The following is a 19190-nucleotide window of genomic DNA, read 5'->3' on the forward strand; positions in this document are numbered from 1 at the left end:
ACGGCATGACCGACGAGAAGGCGAGTATCGCCGGCGGCGTCAAGATCACGGGTGACGACAGCTTTGGCAAGAACGCGCTCGACGCGGCGAAGAAGGTGCCGATCGCGGGCAAGGGTGTCGCCACCGTCGCCACCGCCTACGACAAGTTCAGCGCCGCGCAGGGCCCCGGCGACCTCGTGGCCGCCGGTGGGCAGCTGGTGCAGGACGGGGCGGGCTTCATCGCGGGGGCGGGCGCGGATCTCGCGAGCTTCGTTCTCGACCCGGTGGGCTGGCTGGTCAGCAACGGCCTGAACATCCTGATCGAGCTGATCCAGCCGCTGCAGGACGCGCTGCACTTCGTCACGGGTGACGGTCCGGCGCTCAAGACCGCGGCGGGCAACTTCGGCAACATCGCGAAGGGCTTCGTCACGCTGGCCGACGACTTCGTCAAGACCGGCGACGAGTCGCTGAAGGACTGGGTTGGCGACGCGGGCGACGCCGCGCGCAACGCGCTCGGCGACTTCGCCGTCGGCATCAAGGGCATCGGCAACAGCGCCGGCACGGTGGCCGAGACGCTGCAGATGTGGTCGATGGTGATGACCGTCATCGAAGAGGTCGTCAAATCGATCATCTCCGAGCTGGTCACCTGGGCGATCTACATCTGGCTGCCCGCGCTGGCCGCGTCCGTCGTCAGCCTCGGCTCGTCGGTGGCGGGCGCGATGACCGCGACGATCGCCAAGGCCGCCAGCGCGATGAGCAAGATCACCAAGCACCTCGGGAAGCTCGGGAAGCTGCTCGACAAGTTCATGGGCTTCATGCTCAAGTGGACCGATGACCTGGTCAAACAGGGTTCGAAGCTGACGAAGGCCGGCAAGATCGGGATGACACCCGGTCAGGAGAAGTCGATCGTCGGCGCGTTCGCGAAGGGCTCCGGGACGCAGCTGGGCACGTTCGGCGATGCCGCGAAGGACGTCCTCAAGGGGGTGCCGAACCAGGCGATCAAGCAGGTGGTCGGGGTCAATCCCGGCGATCTGTCGAAGGGTTCGGCGTATCAGGGCAAGGCGGGCTTCGACTTCGTGAACAAGACGATCGACAACTCGAAGACCACCATCGCCGGGCAGGAGTACGGCGACACCGGCGGGCACCACAGCGAGAAGGAGACCCGCGAGAACCTCGACATGGACCAGTAGGGTCGCCCGATGGACGATCAGCTGGCCGGGCCGTGGCTCATCGCCGGTGGTTACACCCTGGCCTTGGCGCTGTTGCTGCTCGGCGGGCGGTTCGACGGACGGCGGCCCACCGCGGCCGCTGTCAGCTACGCGCTCTGCGGGATTCTCGTCTCGGAGACGTCGCTGTACTGGCTTTCGGCCGGGTCCGCGGTTCCCGGCTGGCTGTGGTTCGCGTTCCCGCTGGTCATCGCGGCTTTGGCGGCGTGGCGGGGGTATCGGCAGAAGACGTGGATCGGCAGGCTCGACGGGTCCGGTGAGCCTTCCTTCGGCGTACTCCCCTCGCGGGGGATCGCCGTCACCCAGGCGTCTCCCGATTCCGTGGTGACGGCGGTGGAGTTCGGCCACAACGGGCACCGGCTGCTCGGCGTCGAGTACCGGCTCGGCGGCGGTTCGGAGGGCTTCCCCGAGCTGGCCAGGACAGCTGACCTGACTGATGGGACGTACGCCCTGATCCAGCTGCGGACGCCGGTCGTGCCGTCGGTCGTCATCACTCCCGCCATCGGTGCTTTCGAACCGGAACGGTTCACGCCACTGGAGGACGCCCGCATCACGCGGAACACCATCGGGGCACCGAAGCCGGACGCGTTGCTTCGACGGTTCGAGACCGGCACGGAGTTCGACCGCCGGTTCACCGTGACGACGTCGGATCCGGAGTTCGCCGCGGCCCTCCTGACCCCGGACGTCCGTGCTCTGCTGGCGGGCGACCCGTGGTTCCGGGTCCGCGAGGTGGCTTTCCACGGCGGCTCACTGTGGGCCGCCGAAGCCGGGACGCTGACCGAAGAGATGATGTTCGCCGACTCCCGCCGCCTGGCCATCCTGGCGTCCACAGTGGACTGGGAGGACACGGACTTCCGTTCTGCCGCCAAGGCTTCGGATACCAGCGACGCCGGATGGCTCGGTGGACGGCGGGGGCCGCTCGCCGGGCTCCGCGTCCCGCTCAACGCGCGCCGGGAAGCGACAGGCCGTCAGCCGCTGTCTTCGCTGTCCCTGGTGGCGCGGACCGTCGTCGCGCTCGCGCTGGTGCTGCCCGGGCTGGCGCTCGCGGTGAACTCGCTGACCGCGTTGACCGGGCTCGCACCCGAGGCGCGGCTCACCGTGACCGCGACCCTGCTGGCGGAGGCGGGCACGTCGAACTGCACCAGTTGCGGCAACGGCAACCTGGTGGACGGCACCTACGAACTCGGCGGCGAGACACACGAGGTCAAGGACCTGTGGTGGATGTCGTTCGGGACGTTCCCGGCACGGGGCGACGTCGTCGACATCGCCGTGACACCGCTGTGGTGGCATCCGCTGATCGAGGGCAAGGACACCGGCTTCTTCCTGCTGCTGATCGGCCTGGCCCCCGTCCTCGCCGGTGCCCTCCTCGCCAAGGCGACCTACCGCCCGCGCCCGCGTCGCGTTTAGCGGGCTAAACGCGATCCGGCAGGGCCGGGGCCAGGGGCTTCGCGAAGTAGTGATTGGCGAAGGGGTCGTTGTTGAAGGGCTCGACCGTTTCGTAGCCGAGGCGCGCGTACAGGGCCCTCGCCTCGACGAGGTCGTCACGGGTGTCGAGGCGGATCAGCGTGGCCCCGAGGCCGCGGGCGACGTCTTCGGCAGCGGCCACGAGCAGCGCCGCACCGCCTTTGCCGCGCTCTTCCCGCCGGAGGAAGACGCGAGTGAGCTCAGTAATGTCGGGGGCGGCGACCCGGAGCCCGGCGCAGCCGGCGAGCTCCCCGTCGCGCCACGCGAGCAGGAAGGCGCCGGTCGGCGGGGTCAGATCCCGGCTGTGGTGCTCCTCGAGCGCGGCGTCGAGCTCCTCGTCGCTGATCTGACGTCCGTAGAAGCGGGACGCGATCTCGTCCAGGTACTCGCGCAGCAGCTGGGTGGCGTCCGGGTGATCGACGGGGGTGACTTCGAAGCTCCAGGTCATGGCTTCATTCTGCCGACCCGTGCCACCCGTTTTCCCCCACCGCCCAGATCGCGTTTAGCCCGCTAAACGCAGGTCCGCGTCCCACGGCGCCTGGATCGCGTTTAGCCCGCGAAAGTCGACTTGGGGACCGCGAGGGTGCCGGGCCCCGGATCGCGTTTAGCCCGCTAAACGCGACGCGCCGGGGTCGGGGCGCCGGATCGCGATCAGGGGGCGAAACGCGATCCGGCGGGCTGGTCAGGAGGGGGCGAGGCGGCCGGCGCAGGTCGCGACCTCGCCGGGGGTGGACTTCTGGGACGTGACGACGGCGCCGCCCACGGCCACCCGGCATTCGACGGCACCCTCGCCCTGCCCCATCACCTGGACGGTCGGCGGGGTGCCGGTGTTCTTCCACGTGAGCTCCTTGCGCCACGGCAGCGTCACCTGCAGCTCCTGGTGCACGAGCCCCAGCCCGTTCGAGTCGTAGACCACGGTCGCGGTCCCCGTCCCGCCGAGCTCGTAAGCGATCTGCCAGTCGTTCGACACAGGCTGCGACCGCGGCTGACTCAGCGTCCGCGTGATCGTGCGATCCGGCTCGCGCGACGGCGCGGCCCCGGTCGGCTCGCCGACGACGGCCACAGTCTCCGCCTGCGGTTCCTCACCGCCGTTGAGCAGCACCACGCAGGTCGCGAGCGCGGCCACCACGATCCCCGCGATGGCGATGCGCCCGATCAGTTGTCTGTCGGCCATCGGTTCTCCTCACTGGAAACGCCGAAAGTGGCGGCGCGGCCCGAGAGCCGCGCCGCCACGGGGAATCAGGACGGCAGCAGCTTGCCGGGAACGCCGTTGAGGGACTGGATGAGACCGAGCACCGGGACGCCGAGCGGCGCGAACGTCCAGATGTTGTTCAGGTCGCTCGTGTCGGGTTCGTCGACGACCACAACATCGTTCGGGGCTGTCTCGGCGGCGAGCGCCGGGGCGGCCGAACCGAGTACGACGAGGCCGGCGAGCGCCGCGCCGGTGACCGCGCGGACGAAGGTCTTCTTCATGGGATTCTCCTTTACGGGTAACGGTTCTTACGAAATCGGCGTGATGATCCCGTAGATCGGGGCGAGGAGGTCGGTGGGCACGGGGACGGCCGGGCCGAGCAGTCCACCGAGGTCGAGACCGGGGATCAGCCAGACCGCGGGGTTGCCGCCACCGGTGGGCAGACCCGGCAGCGGGTCGGCCGAGGCGACCCCTCCGGCGAGTCCGGACAGCGCGCCCGCGACGGCGAGCGGCAGCAGCACACGGGCCGCGATTCGCTTCATCTCTTCTCCCTTTTCTTTGGTTGAAATCGAGCCTTACCGCTGCTGGAATCGAGCGGAATCCTTCACCGCAGTACCGAGCTGACAGGCACGATCGTGCCGTCGGGGATCCATTGCCCCGCGTAGTTCCGGTCGGCGATCATCCCGACGGCGTGCGGTTCGCCCGGGTACATCGGCATGGCGTTGACCTGCGCCGCGGCGAAGATCTGGACGTCGCCGTTCATCGCCCGCCACTGGTCGCCCAGCCAGGTCCGGAAGCCGCCGAGCGTGGGGCTTTCGCCGCCGAAGGCGTTGCCCGCGGCGACGGCGAAACTCACCGCGACCTGCTCGCGCGGGTCGAACCTCAGCGGTACCGAGGAACTGGCGACGGCGTTGACGATCGGCCCGTTGAGCAGCCACGGCGCCAGGTACAGGCCGTATTGATGGGTCGGCTTGAGCCGCTGGGACTCGGCCGCGCGGGTCATCGCCGTGTAGCCGCCCGCCCAGCCGGACACCACGACCAGCGCGGTGTTCGGACCCGCCTCGGTCTGCACGGGGAGGCCGGTGCGTGCCGCGGTCTCGCGGACCAGCTTCGCGGCCGCCACGCTGCGTGGCGAGGTGTCTTCGACGAGGGTGAGCGCGGATGGCTTGCGCCCGGCGAGGAACTCGACGAGTTTGACGAGAGAACCGCTGTCCTCACTCGAAAGCGCGTCCGCGGGGCATGAGGTGAGGACCTCGCGGCGGTCGGCGATCAGGCCGCCCAGCGCAGCCGAAGCGCATTCGGGCGCGTCCGTGTCCGCGATGGCGGGTCTCTGCTCGTCACCCGCGTCGACCTTGATCGTCGTCTTCTCCCTGCCGCGGCTGATGATCAGGTCGCTGCGGCCCGCCGGCAGGTCGACCTCGGCCCAGGTTCCCTCGGCGCCGGGGCGCACGATGGCCTTGCCGACCAGGCCACCGTCGATACCCGCGGACAGCTCTTCTCCCGCGCTCGCGGGGAAATGGACGAGGTTCTTGCCGGGCCGCAGCGGGCTCACCAGTACCGGGAATCGCTGGTCACCGAAGGAAGCGTCGGAGAGCAGCGCGACACCGGGAGTCGGCGGTTCGGGTGGTCGGGGAATGGCGGCGAGGGCACTCCAGGCGACGAATCCGACAGCCACAGCGGCTGCGCCGAACCGGTAAGCACGCATGGAATCCTTGTCCGATAAGGAGAATCCGGCGACAACGGTGGCGACAGCCGGCAGAACGGTGATCACCAGCAGCGTGACACCGAAGAGCGTTCCGTAGATCCTGCGATCCAGGCCGAGGCCCGAGGAGAACAGCTGGACCGCGCCCGCGACGACGAGAAGTCCGCCCAGGGTCAAGGAAAGCGGACCGAGCCGGAAGTTCGTCTGGCGCCACTGTTCGGCGGGTACCCAAAAGGAAAGAACGGTGACACCGAACCACAGGGCCGCCGCGGCGACGTAGACGGTATCGATGGCGAACTCGACGCCTGTCCGCCCGAGCGAGGTTTCGAGCACCGCAAGAGCGGCGAGCGCGAGGGACGCCCAACGGCCGACGGATGGCCGGCGGATCAGCACGGGAACGGCCAGTGCGAGCACGAGATGCACGATCAGCGCGAAGGCGTTGACGTCGGTCGCGAAGGCGGAAACCGCGGCGAGTGCGGCGGAAACCCCGCCGAGGGCGGCGATGGTGAGGTGCAGGCGTCGCGGCAGTTCGCCCACCAGCGGGCGAAGGATTCCCGTGCCGGCGAGGAAAGCCGTCGCCAGCAGGAGACCGAGCCGAAGCAGGACCAGGGCGATATCGACGCCGGCCGAACCCGAGCTCGCCGGTATGACGTGGTGATCCATGGGGACCTTCTCCGAGTAGGTCGGCGGGGCCGTGGGCGGCGGAGTGTGCCCGCCGCCCACGGCCTTCCGCGCCGAGCAGGGTTACTTGAGATCCGCGTCAGCCACGACGAACAGTTCGGAGTGCGGCTTGGCGTTGCCGAAGGACCCGTGCGGCCAGGTCTTCCGGTTGAAGTTGATCCCGACCTGTCCGGTGAACTCGTCCCGGAAGTTCTGGTCGACCGCGATCTTCCCGTCCTCGCCCAGGTTCAGCAGGTTGACCTTGTGGTCACCGTCCAAACCGGACCGTGCGACGAAGTAGTTCGACACCGCGAGGTGCTGCGGCTTGTCGGTTTCGCGGTAGTAGCCGTCGCCACCGAGCACGAAGTTGTCGTACGCGCCCCAGTGCGGGCCGCCGCCCGAAGTGCCCGGGTTGATCGGCGCCGCGCCGACGACGGTCGGCAGGTCGCCGCCACCGCCCTGCTGGGACTTCTCCTTCGTGTCGATCCGGCCGTTGATGTTCTCGACCTTGTCGCCCGCGGCGAGCAGCTTCTGGATGTCGAGGACGTACACGCCACCGGTGGTGCCGGGGTCGTCCGGGCCGAGCGCGCCCTTGGACCGTCCGGTGATCGCGCGGTAGAGGTACTTGTCGTCGGGGCTGGTCTGGATCCAGCCGCCGTTCGACCCGCCGCCGTTGGAGTCGTTGTTCGGGTGGATCGCCTTGTTCGCGGCGCCGTCGTCGAACACCTGGATCCAGTGCGGCTCCTTGGCGGTGATGTCCGGCGTGTAGAACACCGCGCCGCCCTGCATGGTCTGGGCGAACGCGCCCTTGTGGCCGGGCTGGTTGGTCACCGTGGTCTCCATGACCGCGCGGCTTTCGGCGTGCAGCGGGTCCGCGGGATCGGCTCGCGGACCGTCCGGCAGGTACGAGACCGTCTTGAGCTTCGGCTTGTTGCGGTCGGAGATGTCCCACGTTCGGACGGTCGGCCGCCGCAGATACGGCGACGGCTGCTTCACCGGGTCGAGGATGATGTTGCGCGGCTCGGCGTAGTCACTGGTGACCAGGGTGTTGAGGTCCTCGCGAGCCTGGATGCCGTGTGGGTTCGCGCAAGTCGGCTTGTCCAGTTGCGGGAGGTTGTCGCACAGCTTCTTGTTGTCGCCCTGCGGTGTGGCCGCCGGGGACTCGGAAAGCACCTGCGCGTTCTGGTCGAAGCGGACGACCTCGCCGGGGCTGCCGGCGAAACCGTTGCCCACCACGGTGGAACCGTTGGCGTAGGTGTGCGGGCCGGGCACGACCGGGCCGCCCATGTACGTGCCGTACGCGGTGCCGTCCTTGAGAACCCAGTACGCGTCCGGCACGGAACCGCCGAGAGTCTGGGTCGGGAGGCTGACGCCCTTGAGTTTCAGTTGCGGCAACGCGGAAACATCGAACGCGTACGTCGCGGCGGCGAACAACGCACCGGCGTAGATCGTGTCGCCCTTGTGCCACACGTACTGCATGTGGTGGGGCTCGTTCTCGACGAGCGGTCCGACGGTGGCGGTGTTGACGACCTTGCCGTAGGTCGGCGAACCCTGCGTCGCGTCGATCACGGCGAGGAAGTCCGGACCGGGCAACGCGTTTTTGATCTTGTTCAGGCCACCGCCGAGCGAACCCGGCAGGTTCTTGATGTCCTTGACCAGGGTGTCGGCGATGTTCTCGTCACCGGCCCAGACCAGCAGCCACTTCTTGCGCTTGCCGTCCGCGCTGCGGGACGCCGCGACGTCCTTGGACACCAGGTGGTTCTGGACCCAGTACTCCTTGCCGTCGGCCGCCTTCTTCGCGTCCTTGACGACCTGGACGTCGGCGTAGGCGTTCGTCGCGGAACCGGTGAAGGTCACCGTGCCCACGGCGAGCGCCACCGCCATGGCGCCTATCACCACTTTTCGTCGCTTGGACGAGTTGGATAGCATTCTTTCTCCCTGTTTTCGCTACCGAAGCGCCAGATAATCGGCACACCTCTCCCCCATTTCGCGCAGGCGTCACCGGCACGAATCAAGGGAAAGCAATCAGCCGCCGGTTCACACAGGGAACCGTTGCGGCACAGCGTAAAGTGTCAGCGCGCGAAGAACGGGCGCATCCGTTTCGGATACGCGAATTCAGCGGAACGCGACGAGCCCGGATTAGTTCAGGAATCCATACACAGCGCGCTTGCTTGCTGCCGCAAGTCAACGTGCCGGCGCCACACCAAGGCGACTGGGGATTGCATGGGCGAAATACTCGTGTGAAGCCGCCGGAGTGTCAATCTCGTGATCAAAGAATGGGACATGCCACGACAGGGTGAATTTCCCACGATGCGGATGCGCCATTGGGCCGAACGGGTGGCGGATTTCCGAGTACTGGGAATTAGACCACTTGGCGGCACTACTGCAGGTCACAACGGACCAGTAACCTGCAGCCGGCTCGCGCGGCGGCGTTATGGGTTCGTTACGAGATGCCGGGAACTCTGGTCCTGACCTGGGTCCGCAGGGCCTTCAGAGGCGGTAAGACAAGGCCATGCCGAAGACGTTCAGAAGGGCGCTGGCCGTCGCCGCGCTCGCCGTACTCATCGCGATGCCCGCGCCGGCCGAGGCTTCGGAGCCGAAGGCGCCACCGGAGTTCGTCGCGCTCTCCGAGGTGGCGCCGACGATCCTGCACGAGATCCGGTACCGGGGGCAGCACAACTTCGTCGGCCGGAAGGTCGACGGGTACGTCCAGCCGCTGTGTCTCCTGACCCGGCAGGCCGCGGAGGGTCTGCGCGCGGCCCAGCGTCGGCTGCTGTGGCAGGGCTACACGCTCAAGGTGTACGACTGCTATCGGCCGCAGCGCGCCGTCGACCACTTCGTCCGGTGGGCCAAGGACCTCGGCGACGAGAAAATGAAGGCGGAGTTCTATCCGAACGTGGCGAAGGACCGTCTGTTCGACGACGGGTACATCGCGGAGAAGTCCGGGCACAGCCGCGGGAGCACGGTGGACCTGACGATCGTGAAGCTACCGCCCCGGCCGCAGCGCCCCTATCGGCCGGGCGAAGCGCTGAAGCCATGCTTCGCGCCGGACCGGTTCCCCGACAACACTGTCAACATGGGGACCGGGTACGACTGCTTCGACACGCTCTCGCACACCGACGACCCGCGGATCACCGGCGAGGCCCGGGCGAACCGGCGACTGCTCAAGGACACGCTCGCGGCCGCCGGCTTCCGGAACCTCGCCGAGGAGTGGTGGCACTACACGTTCAACGGGGAGCCGTTCCCGGACACCTACTTCGACTTCCCCGTCACCCGCCACTCCCTGACCTGGGCCCCCTGCCCCCGGATCGCGATTAGGGGGCTAAACGCAGGTCACGCCTCCCGCCGGCCGGATCGCGTTTAGCCCGCTAAAGGCGATCCGGCGATGGGGCCGCAGAGGGACTGGTGCTTGAGGGTCGCCAACGCGTCGTCGATGGGGTGCGACGTGCCCTCGACGTCCGGCTTGCGCCACCTCACCAGGTTCATCGCGGCGGAAAACTGCCTTCCGCCATCGGCGCGGGTCCAGGACATCGTCATCGCTCCCCAGACCGTGCCGTCATGACCCCAGAAGGTGCCGTGACCGGGGATCTCGGTCTTGTACAGGCCGAGGCCGTAGTCGATCACCCGCCCATCCTGCGCGATGACCGGGACCAAGCGCTGCATCTCCGCCAGCGAAGACGGGCTGACGATCTCTCCGCCGAGCAGCTTGCCGTAGAAGCGGTTGAGATCCTCGACGGTCGAGACCAGGCCGGCGCCGGTCATCACCCAGGACATGCCGTAGACGCTGTAGTCGCGCGGCGGATCGATCGCCCCGAACAGCGCCTCGTACATCCGCGAGTGCGGCTCCTCGATCTGCGGGCCGGTGGGAAACCCGGTGTTCGCGAGACCCGCGGGTTCGATGATGGTGTGGAGAATGTGCTCCTCCGCCGAGGTGCCGGTCAACTGCTCCAGGAGCTCGCCCAGGAGCAGGTAGTTCGTGTTGGAGTAGATCCCGGGGGCGCTTCCCGGCTCGCCGGTGGCGGGCGTCCCGACACCCATCGCGATCAGGTCCGCCGAGCGGAACCGGTGGAATCGGTTGTCGTCGAGGCTCCCTGGGGCGAGTTCCTTGAGCGACGGGAACGCGTAGGGCAGGTACTCGGCGAGGCCGCTGGTGTGGTTGAGCAGCATGCGGATCGTGATCGCCCGGCCGCGCTCACCCGGGACCAGCTGGGGCAGATGGTCGCCAATCGGCGTGTCCAGCCCGATCCGGCCGCTCTCGACCTGTCGCAGAACCGCGGCGGAGACAAACGTCTTGGTGACGCTGCCGACGCGCTGCCTCATCTCCGGCTCGACGGGACGGCCGGTCTCGAGGTCCGCGACTCCGGCGGCGGCGCGCCAGCTCCGTCCACCTGCGCGCACCTCGGCGAACACGCCGGGTACTCCCGCGCGATGGACACCGTCCAAGGCGGACTGCAGGTTCTCCATGGCTGTGTTGTCTTCTGTCACAAGGGAATCCATGTCGACCATCTTTTCGGCCGACGGCCTCGGGATCGCCCGCCATCCGTCGCGCATCCAGGCGGATACCGCACCGCTCGTCGCCCTCCGGCCCGGATCGCGTTTAGCGGGCTAAACGCGATCCCGGCGGCCAGAGGCGTGACCTGCGTTTAGCCCCCTAATCGCGATCCCGGCGGCCAGAGGCGTGACCTGCGTTTAGCGGGCTAAACGCGATCCGGGGGGCCGAGGGGGGCGAGGAGCGGAGGAGGGGTGGGGAAAGCGAAGCGCCCCTGGCCTGGGGCCAGGGGCGCTTCGGGTGGAGCGGGGTGGATCAGCGGAAGTCGCGACCGAAGTCGTAGTCGTCCAGCGGAACCGCGGCACCCGGAGTGGAGCCGAAGACATCCGGGGTGTAGTAGCCGTCGTCGTAGGACGGGATCGCGTAAGCGGCGACCCGCGCCTCCTCGGTCGGCTGCACCTGGATGTTGCGGTACTTGTTGATCCCAGTACCGGCCGGGATCAGCTTACCGATGATCACGTTCTCCTTGAGGCCCACGAGCCTGTCCGAACGGCCGTTGATGGCCGCGTCGGTCAGGACACGCGTGGTCTCCTGGAACGAGGCCGCCGACAGCCACGAGTCCGTGGTCAGCGAGGCCTTCGTGATCCCCATCAGCACCGGGCGACCCGAAGCGGGCTCGCCGCCTTCGGCGACCGACGCACGGTTCTTCGCCTCGAACTTGGTCCGCTCGGGCAGCTCGCCCGGGAGGAAGTCCGTGGCACCGGAGTCGATGATCGTCACGCGGCGCAGCATCTGCCGCACGATGACCTCGATGTGCTTGTCGTGGATCGACACACCCTGCGCCCGGTACACCTTCTGGACCTCGTCCACCAGGTGCATCTGCGCCTCGCGCGGCCCCATGACCCGCAGGACCTCGTGCGGGTCCGGCGTGCCCTCGAGCAGCTGCTGACCGACGTTGACGCGGTCACCGTCGCCCAGCGGGCCGTTCGGGGTGTTCGCGAGCCGCTGACGCTTGGACAGCTTGTCGAAGACGATCTCTTCGCTGCCGTCGTCCGGGATCAGCGTGATCTTCCAGAACCGCTCGCTCTCCTCGATGCGCACACGGCCATCGACGTCGGCGATCGGCGCCTTGCCCTTCGGGACCCGGGCCTCGAACAGCTCCTGGACACGGGGCAGACCGGTCGTGATGTCGTCACCGGCGACACCACCCTGGTGGAACGTACGCATCGTCAGCTGCGTACCCGGCTCACCGATCGACTGGGCCGCGACGATACCCACGGCCTCGCCGACGTCGACGAGCTGACCGGTCGCCATGGACCGGCCGTAGCAGGTGGCACAGATACCGACGGCCGACTCACAGGTGAGGACCGAACGCACCTTGACCTTGGAGATCCCGCTGCCGATGAGCTTGTCGATCGCCGGGTCACCGATGTCGTCACCGGCGTTGAGCACGACGTTGCCCTTGGCGTCGACCGCGTCGGTCGCCAGGTTCCGCGCGTACACGCTGGTCTCGACGTGCTGGTCGCGCAGGACCTTGCCGTCGCCGATGTCCTCGCCGATCGGCATGTTGATGCCGCGGGTGGTGCCACAGTCGACCTCGCGGACGATGACGTCCTGCGACACGTCCACCAGACGACGGGTCAGGTAACCCGAGTCGGCGGTACGAAGCGCAGTGTCCGCCAGGCCCTTACGGGCACCGTGCGTCGCGATGAAGTACTCCGCCACCGACAGGCCTTCACGGAAGTTGGCCTTGATCGGACGCGGGATGTACTCACCCTTCGGGTTCGACACCAGGCCACGCATACCGGCCAGCGACCGGACCTGCGTCATGTTGCCCGCCGCGCCCGACTTCACGATCATCGCGATCGGGTTGTCGTCCGGCAGCGCCGTCTCCATGATCTTGTGGACCTCTTCGGTGGCCTGCGTCCACACCTTGACGAGCTCGTTGTTGCGCTCGGTGTGCGACAGCTGACCACGCTGGTACCGCTTCTCGACCTGGTCGGCCTTGCCTTCGTACTCGTCCAGAATGGCTTTCTTGCCCTTCGGGACCAGCACGTCGGAGATCGCGACCGTGACACCCGAGCGGGTCGCCCAGTAGAAACCGGCGTCCTTCAGGCGGTCCAGGGTCTGCGCGACCTGCGTCATCGAGTAGCGCTCGGCGAGGTCGTTCACGATCAGGGCCTGACGCTTCTTCGGCATCGGCTCGTTGATGAACGGGTAGTCCGCCGGCAGCAGTTCGTTGAACAGCACGCGGCCCAGGGTGGTCTCGGCCAGCCAAGCCTTGCCCGGCTCCCAGCCCTTCTCCGCGAGCGCCGCTTCGTCGGCCTTGGCGGGCTGACGGTCGATGATGCGGATCTTGACCTGGGCGTGCAGGCTCAGTGCCTTGCGGTCGTACGCCATGATCGCCTCGGCGGGCGAGGAGTAGGCGTTGCCCGTGCCCTCGGCCTTCTCGTTCAGGCGGGTCAGGTGGAACAGACCGGTCACCATGTCCAGACGCGGCATGGCGAGCGGGCGGCCCGACGCCGGCGAAAGGATGTTGTTCGCCGACAGCATCAGGATGCGGGCCTCGGCCTGCGCCTCCGCGGACAGCGGGAGGTGCACGGCCATCTGGTCACCGTCGAAGTCCGCGTTGAACGCTTCACAGACCAGCGGGTGCAGCTGGATGGCCTTGCCTTCGACCAGCTGCGGCTCGAAGGCCTGGATACCGAGGCGGTGCAGGGTCGGCGCACGGTTCAGCATCACCGGGTGACCGGTGATGACCTCTTCGAGCACGTCCCACACCTGCGGCCGCGAGCGCTCCACCATCCGCTTGGCGGACTTGATGTTCTGCGCGTGGTTCAGGTCGACCAGCCGCTTCATGACGAACGGCTTGAACAGCTCGAGCGCCATGTCCTTCGGCAGACCGCACTGGTGCAGCTTCAGCTGCGGGCCGACGATGATGACCGAACGGCCGGAGTAGTCGACACGCTTGCCGAGCAGGTTCTGACGGAACCGGCCCTGCTTGCCCTTGAGCAGGTCGGACAGCGACTTCAACGGACGGTTACCGGGACCGGTGACCGGGCGGCCGCGACGGCCGTTGTCGAACAGCGCGTCGACGGCCTCCTGCAGCATCCGCTTCTCGTTGTTGACGATGATCTCGGGCGCGCCGAGGTCGATCAGTCGCTTCAACCGGTTGTTCCGGTTGATGACCCGGCGGTAGAGGTCGTTCAGGTCGGAGGTGGCGAACCGGCCACCGTCGAGCTGGACCATCGGGCGCAGGTCCGGCGGGATCACCGGGACGGCGTCGAGCACCATGCCGCGCGGGTCGTTGCCGGTGGCCTGGAAGGCCGCGACGACCTTGAGCCGCTTCAGCGCGCGGAGCTTCTTCTGCCCCTTGCCGTTGCGGATGGTGTCGCGCAGGTGGTCGGCCTCGGCCGCGACGTCGAACTCGGTGGCCAGCTTCTGGATGGCCTCCGCGCCCATGCCGCCGGTGAAGTACTCGCCGTACCGGTCGATGAGCTCGCGGTAGAGCAGCTCGTCGGCGATCAGCTGACGCACGTCGAGCTTGGTGAAGGTCGTCCAGACCTCCTCGAGACGGTCCAGCTCGCGACCGGCGCGGTCACGCAGCTGACGCATCTCGCGCTCGCCGCCTTCCTTGACCTTGCGGCGGACGTCGGACTTGGCGCCCTCCGCCTCCAGCTCGGCCAGGTCGGCTTCCAGCTTCTGCGCCCGTGCCTCGATGTCCGCGTCACGCTTGGTCTCGAGGTTCTTGCGCTCGACGCCGATCTCGTTCTCGAGGGTCGGGAGGTCGTTGTGCCGCAGCTCGGTGTTCACACCGGTGATCACGTAGGCCGCGAAGTAGATGATCTTCTCGAGGTCCTTCGGCGCCAGGTCGAGCAGGTAGCCGAGGCGGGAAGGAACACCCTTGAAGTACCAGATGTGGGTGACGGGGGCGGCCAGCTCGATGTGGCCCATCCGCTCACGGCGCACCTTGGCGCGGGTGACCTCGACGCCACAGCGCTCGCAGATGATGCCCTTGAAGCGGACTCGCTTGTACTTACCGCAGTAGCACTCCCAGTCCCGGGTCGGGCCGAAGATCTTCTCGCAGAAGAGGCCGTCCTTCTCGGGCTTGAGCGTCCGGTAGTTGATGGTCTCCGGCTTCTTGACCTCGCCGAAGGACCACTGACGAATGTCGTCGGCGGTAGCGAGGCCGATGCGGAGCTCATCGAAGAAGTTGACGTCCAGCACGTCTTTACATCCCCTTGGGGTTGATGCGACTAGAGGAGTTGGCGAGTGGAGGCGGGAGCCTGGCGGGCTCCCGCCTCATCGCGGTCAGTGCACGACGTCGTCCACCGAGGGCGACTCGTTGCGGGACAGGTTGATGCCGAGGTTGGCCGCGGCACGCTCGAGGTCCTCGTCGTCGGAGTCGCGCATCTCGATCGCGGCGCCGTCGCTGGACAGCACCTCGACGTTGAGGCAGAGCGACTGGAGCTCCTTCAGGAGCACCTTGAACGACTCCGGGATGCCCGGCTCGGGGATGTTCTCCCCCTTGACGATGGCCTCGTACACCTTCACGCGGCCGACCACGTCGTCCGACTTGATCGTCAGGAGTTCCTGCAGGGTGTATGCGGCGCCGTACGCCTGCATCGCCCAGCACTCCATCTCGCCGAACCGCTGGCCACCGAACTGCGCCTTACCACCCAGCGGCTGCTGCGTGATCATCGAGTACGGACCGGTGGAACGGGCGTGGATCTTGTCGTCGACCAGGTGGTGCAGCTTCAGGATGTACATGTAGCCGACCGCGACCGGGTACGGGTACGGCTCGCCGGAGCGGCCGTCCAGCAGCGTGGCCTTGCCGTTCTGCTTCACCATGCGCTCACCGTCGCGGTTCGGCTTGGTGGCACCGAGCAGGCCGGTCAGCTCGTCTTCCTTGGCACCGTCGAACACCGGGGTGGCGGTGTTCGTGCCGGGGTCGACGTCGTAGAGCTCCTCGTTGAGGTTCTTCGCCCAGTCGGGGTTGCCCTCGATCTTCCAGCCCTGCGACGCCAGCCAGCCCAGGTGAAGCTCCAGGACCTGGCCGATGTTCATACGACGCGGGACACCGTGGGTGTTCAGGATGATGTCGACGGGCGTGCCGTCCTCCATGAACGGCATGTCCTCGGCGGGGAGGATCTTGCCGATGACACCCTTGTTCCCGTGGCGGCCGGCGAGCTTGTCGCCCGGCTGGATCTTCCGCTTCTGGGCCACGTAGACGCGGACCAGTTCGTTGACGCCCGGGGGCAGCTCGTCGTCGTCCTCGCGCGAGAACACGCGGATGCCGATGACCTTGCCGGTCTCGCCGTGCGGCACCTTCAGCGAGGTGTCGCGGACTTCGCGGGCCTTCTCACCGAAGATCGCGCGGAGCAGGCGCTCTTCCGGGGTCAGCTCGGTCTCGCCCTTGGGCGTGACCTTGCCGACCAGGATGTCGCCGTCGCGGACCTCGGCACCGATGCGGATGATGCCGCGCTCGTCGAGGTCGGCCAGGACCTCCTCGGAGACGTTCGGGATGTCCCGGGTGATCTCCTCGGCGCCCAGCTTGGTGTCGCGGGCGTCGATCTCGTGCTCCTCGATGTGGATCGACGTGAGCACGTCGTCCTGCACCAGGCGCTCCGAGAGGATGATCGCGTCCTCGTAGTTGTGGCCCTCCCACGGCATGACCGCGACGAGCAGGTTCTTGCCGAGCGCCATCTCACCGTTCTCGGTGGACGGGCCGTCGGCGATGACCTGACCCTGCTCGACCCGGTCGCCCTCGTTGACGATCGGGCGGTGGTTGAAGCAGGTGCCGTGGTTGGAGCGACGGAACTTGTACAGTCCGTAGCTCTTCCGCGTGCCGTCGTCGTGCATGATCGTGATCAGGTCGGCCGAGAGCTCCTCGACGACACCGGACTGCTCGGCGACGAGCACGTCACCGGCGTCGACCGCGGCGCGCAGCTCCACACCGGTGCCGACGTACGGCGCCTGGTTGCGCAGCAGCGGAACGGCCTGACGCTGCATGTTCGCGCCCATCAGCGCGCGGTTCGCGTCGTCGTGCTCGAGGAACGGGATCATCGCCGTCGCGACCGAGACCATCTGTCGCGGCGAGACGTCCATGTAGTCCACGTCGAGCGGGTCGATCAGCTCGACCTCGCCGCCCTTCTTACGGACCAGGACGCGGTCTTCGACGAAGGTGCCGTCGTCCGAGATCGGCGCGTTGGCCTGCGCCTTCACGAAGCGGTCTTCCTCGTCCGCGGTGAGGTAGTCGACCTGGTCGGTGACGCGGCCCTCGACGACCTTGCGGTACGGGGTCTCGATGAAACCGAACGGGTTGACCCGCGCGTACGAGCAGAGCGAGCCGATCAGGCCGATGTTCGGGCCTTCCGGCGTCTCGATCGGGCACATGCGGCCGTAGTGCGACGGGTGGACGTCACGGACCTCCATGCCGGCGCGCTCACGCGACAGACCACCGGGGCCGAGGGCGGACAGACGACGCTTGTGCGTCAGCCCCGACAGCGGGTTGTTCTGGTCCATGAACTGCGACAGCTGCGAAGTACCGAAGAACTCCTTGATCGCCGCCACGACGGGACGGATGTTGATCAGGGTCTGCGGCGTGATCGCTTCGACGTCCTGCGTGGTCATCCGCTCGCGGACGACGCGCTCCATCCGGGACAGACCCACGCGGATCTGGTTCTGGATGAGCTCGCCGACGGTGCGGAGACGACGGTTGCCGAAGTGGTCGATGTCGTCGGTCTCGACCGGGATGGTCTGGTCGCCGACGGTGACCTTGTCCTCGCCCGCGTGCAGGCGGACCAGGTACTCGATCGTCGAGACGATGTCCTCTTCGGTCAGCGTCCCGGTGTCGTACGGCGTGGTGAGGGCGAGCTTCTTGTTGACCTTGTAGCGGCCGACCTTGGCCAGGTCGTAGCGCTTCGGCTTGAAGAACAGGTTCTCCAGCAGCGTCTGCGCGCTCTCCTTGGTGGGCGGTTCGCCCGGACGCAGCTTGCGGTAGATGTCGAGGAGCGCCTCGTCGGTGCCGGCGGTGTGGTCCTTCTCGAGGGTGGCGAGCAGCGTCTCGGAGAACGAGAAACGCTCGCGGATCGCCTCGGTGGTCCAGCCGAGCGCCTTCAGCAGCACGGTGACCGGCTGGCGGCGCTTGCGGTCGATGCGGACGCCGACGGTGTCGCGCTTGTCGACGTCGAACTCGAGCCAGGCACCCCGGCTCGGGATGACGCGGACGTTGAAGACGTCCTTGTCCGTGGTCTTGTCGACGCTGGTGTCGAAGTACACGCCAGGCGAACGGACCAGCTGGGACACGACGACACGCTCGGTGCCGTTGATGACGAAGGTGCCCTTGTCGGTCATCACCGGGAAGTCGCCCATGAAGACCGTCTGGCTCTTGATCTCGCCGGTGTTGTTGTTCACGAACTCGGCGGTCACGAACAGCGGTGCCGCGTACGTCATGTCCTTGTCCTTGCACTCCTCGACGGAGGCCTTGACCTCGTCGAAGCGCGGGTCGGAGAAGGACAGCGACATGGATCCGGAGAAGTCTTCGATCGGCGAGATCTCGTTGAGGACCTCTTCCAGGCCACCGACCGGGTTTTCTTCACCTTCTTCGACGCGGCGTTCGAACCACGCCTCGTCGCCGGTGAACCATTCAAAGGACCTGATCTGCACGTCGAGCAGGTTCGGGGTGCTGAGCGGCTCGCGAATCTTTGCGAAGGAGACCCGTTTGGGGGCTCCCGGGATTCCCGTGGACTCCGAGCGAGATACAGCCGAGGTGGTCGCAGCAGTGGCCTGGTTCGCGGGAGAGACTGCCAAGATGCGTCCTTCCGGGGACAATGAGCGGTGAGCAGCCGCGTCAGCAACAGCTGAAGCGGACTGTCAAGGGTGCCGTGTGCCCACTATCCTAACTACCGGCTCCGGGCAGCCTGAAAGAGGGCAGCGCAAAGAAGCAGTCTAGCCCGAACGTCGCGGTCTGTCCAGGGGGCGCTCCCGATGGGGCCCAGCCTGCATCGCAACGTCTTCAGGTATGCCTCTCCTGGCTTCCCCGGGCCGTCCCTCCCGCAAGGGCACCGCCGGTTCTCGCCGTTGCCAGTAAGCGTGACCCCACAGGGGCTCTGAGTCAAGATGCCGCGCGGTGGTCCCGCCGGTTGGCGCAGCGTGGGAGAGGTTGCGCGCGGGGCGCTTCCCAGGACGATCATCCTGGTTACCGCCCGGTACCCGCAGGTGGCGGCGCTGGGGCGCCGACCTGCGTTTAGCGGGCTAATCGCGATCCGGCCGAAGGGCGTTCACGAGAGTCACCGGGTCGGGGCCAGGCGATCGGCGGGGCGCTCCGGACGGGCCCGACGGGTGTGACCGCTGTGGCCGGTGGGCCACCTGGGGTGGCGCACAGGCAGGCGGCGGACTCGCGTTTAGCGGGCTAATCGCGAAGCTGCCCGGCACGCGTCGCGATTAGCCCGCTAAACGCGCTCCGCCGGGCGCTGC

At 67.6% G+C, this 19190-nt stretch carries 12 protein-coding genes; 3 read left to right on the plus strand and 9 right to left on the minus strand.

Annotation, left to right across the window (positions count from 1 at the left end):
• Positions 1-5 precede the first annotated feature (5 nt).
• Both ACZ6YV_RS11185 and ACZ6YV_RS11190 read left to right on the plus strand, forming a co-directional pair.
• The gene (locus ACZ6YV_RS11185; RefSeq protein WP_465509457.1) at positions 6-1169 is read left to right on the plus strand and encodes a hypothetical protein; all 1164 of its coding nucleotides are present in this window, start codon (positions 6-8) and stop codon (positions 1167-1169) included.
• 9 nt (positions 1170-1178) lie between these two features.
• The gene (locus ACZ6YV_RS11190) at positions 1179-2612 is read left to right on the plus strand and encodes a hypothetical protein (protein WP_465509458.1); all 1434 of its coding nucleotides are present in this window, start codon (positions 1179-1181) and stop codon (positions 2610-2612) included.
• A gap of 4 nt (positions 2613-2616) precedes the next feature.
• Here the strand turns inward: ACZ6YV_RS11190 and ACZ6YV_RS11195 are convergent, their stop codons facing one another.
• From ACZ6YV_RS11195 to ACZ6YV_RS11220, 6 genes are all read right to left on the minus strand, one after another.
• Positions 2617-3117 (minus strand): GNAT family N-acetyltransferase, encoded by a 501-nt coding sequence (locus ACZ6YV_RS11195; protein ID WP_465509459.1) that lies wholly within the window; start codon positions 3115-3117, stop codon positions 2617-2619.
• 234 nt (positions 3118-3351) lie between these two features.
• A complete protein-coding gene (locus ACZ6YV_RS11200; RefSeq protein ID WP_465509460.1) occupies positions 3352-3843 on the minus strand; it encodes a hypothetical protein in 492 nt (163 codons plus the stop codon).
• A gap of 65 nt (positions 3844-3908) precedes the next feature.
• Entirely contained in the window at positions 3909-4142 is a 234-nt protein-coding gene (locus ACZ6YV_RS11205; protein ID WP_465509461.1) for a hypothetical protein, read from the minus strand.
• 27 nt (positions 4143-4169) lie between these two features.
• Positions 4170-4403, minus strand: a complete 234-nt coding sequence (locus ACZ6YV_RS11210; RefSeq protein WP_465509462.1) for a hypothetical protein — start codon at positions 4401-4403, stop codon at positions 4170-4172.
• A gap of 62 nt (positions 4404-4465) precedes the next feature.
• Complete coding sequence (locus tag ACZ6YV_RS11215) at positions 4466-6226, minus strand: hypothetical protein (protein WP_465509463.1); 1761 nt, start codon at positions 6224-6226, stop codon at positions 4466-4468.
• Positions 6227-6307: 81 nt separating this feature from the next.
• Positions 6308-8107: a hypothetical protein gene (locus ACZ6YV_RS11220; protein ID WP_465509464.1), complete on the minus strand. Its 1800-nt coding sequence runs from the start codon at positions 8105-8107 to the stop codon at positions 6308-6310.
• A gap of 628 nt (positions 8108-8735) precedes the next feature.
• Here ACZ6YV_RS11220 and ACZ6YV_RS11225 point away from each other — a divergent pair.
• The gene (locus ACZ6YV_RS11225; protein WP_465509465.1) at positions 8736-9587 is read left to right on the plus strand and encodes a M15 family metallopeptidase; all 852 of its coding nucleotides are present in this window, start codon (positions 8736-8738) and stop codon (positions 9585-9587) included.
• On the opposite strand, the gene ACZ6YV_RS11230 is transcribed toward ACZ6YV_RS11225, so the two are convergent.
• From ACZ6YV_RS11230 to rpoB, 3 genes are all read right to left on the minus strand, one after another.
• A complete protein-coding gene (locus ACZ6YV_RS11230; RefSeq protein ID WP_465509466.1) occupies positions 9584-10708 on the minus strand; it encodes a serine hydrolase domain-containing protein in 1125 nt (374 codons plus the stop codon). The two genes, ACZ6YV_RS11225 and ACZ6YV_RS11230, sit on opposite strands and share 4 nt — an antisense overlap.
• 319 nt (positions 10709-11027) lie before the next feature.
• Positions 11028-14939 carry a DNA-directed RNA polymerase subunit beta' gene (locus tag ACZ6YV_RS11235; RefSeq protein WP_465509467.1) on the minus strand — a complete coding sequence of 1304 codons (3912 nt, stop codon included), beginning with the start codon at positions 14937-14939 and terminating at the stop codon, positions 11028-11030.
• An 84-nt stretch (positions 14940-15023) separates the two neighbouring features.
• Entirely contained in the window at positions 15024-18524 is a 3501-nt protein-coding gene (gene rpoB, locus ACZ6YV_RS11240) for a DNA-directed RNA polymerase subunit beta (RefSeq protein WP_378238579.1), read from the minus strand.
• Between the last annotated feature and the right edge of the window lie 666 nt (positions 18525-19190).

The organism is Amycolatopsis sp. NPDC102522, assembly GCF_055584485.1.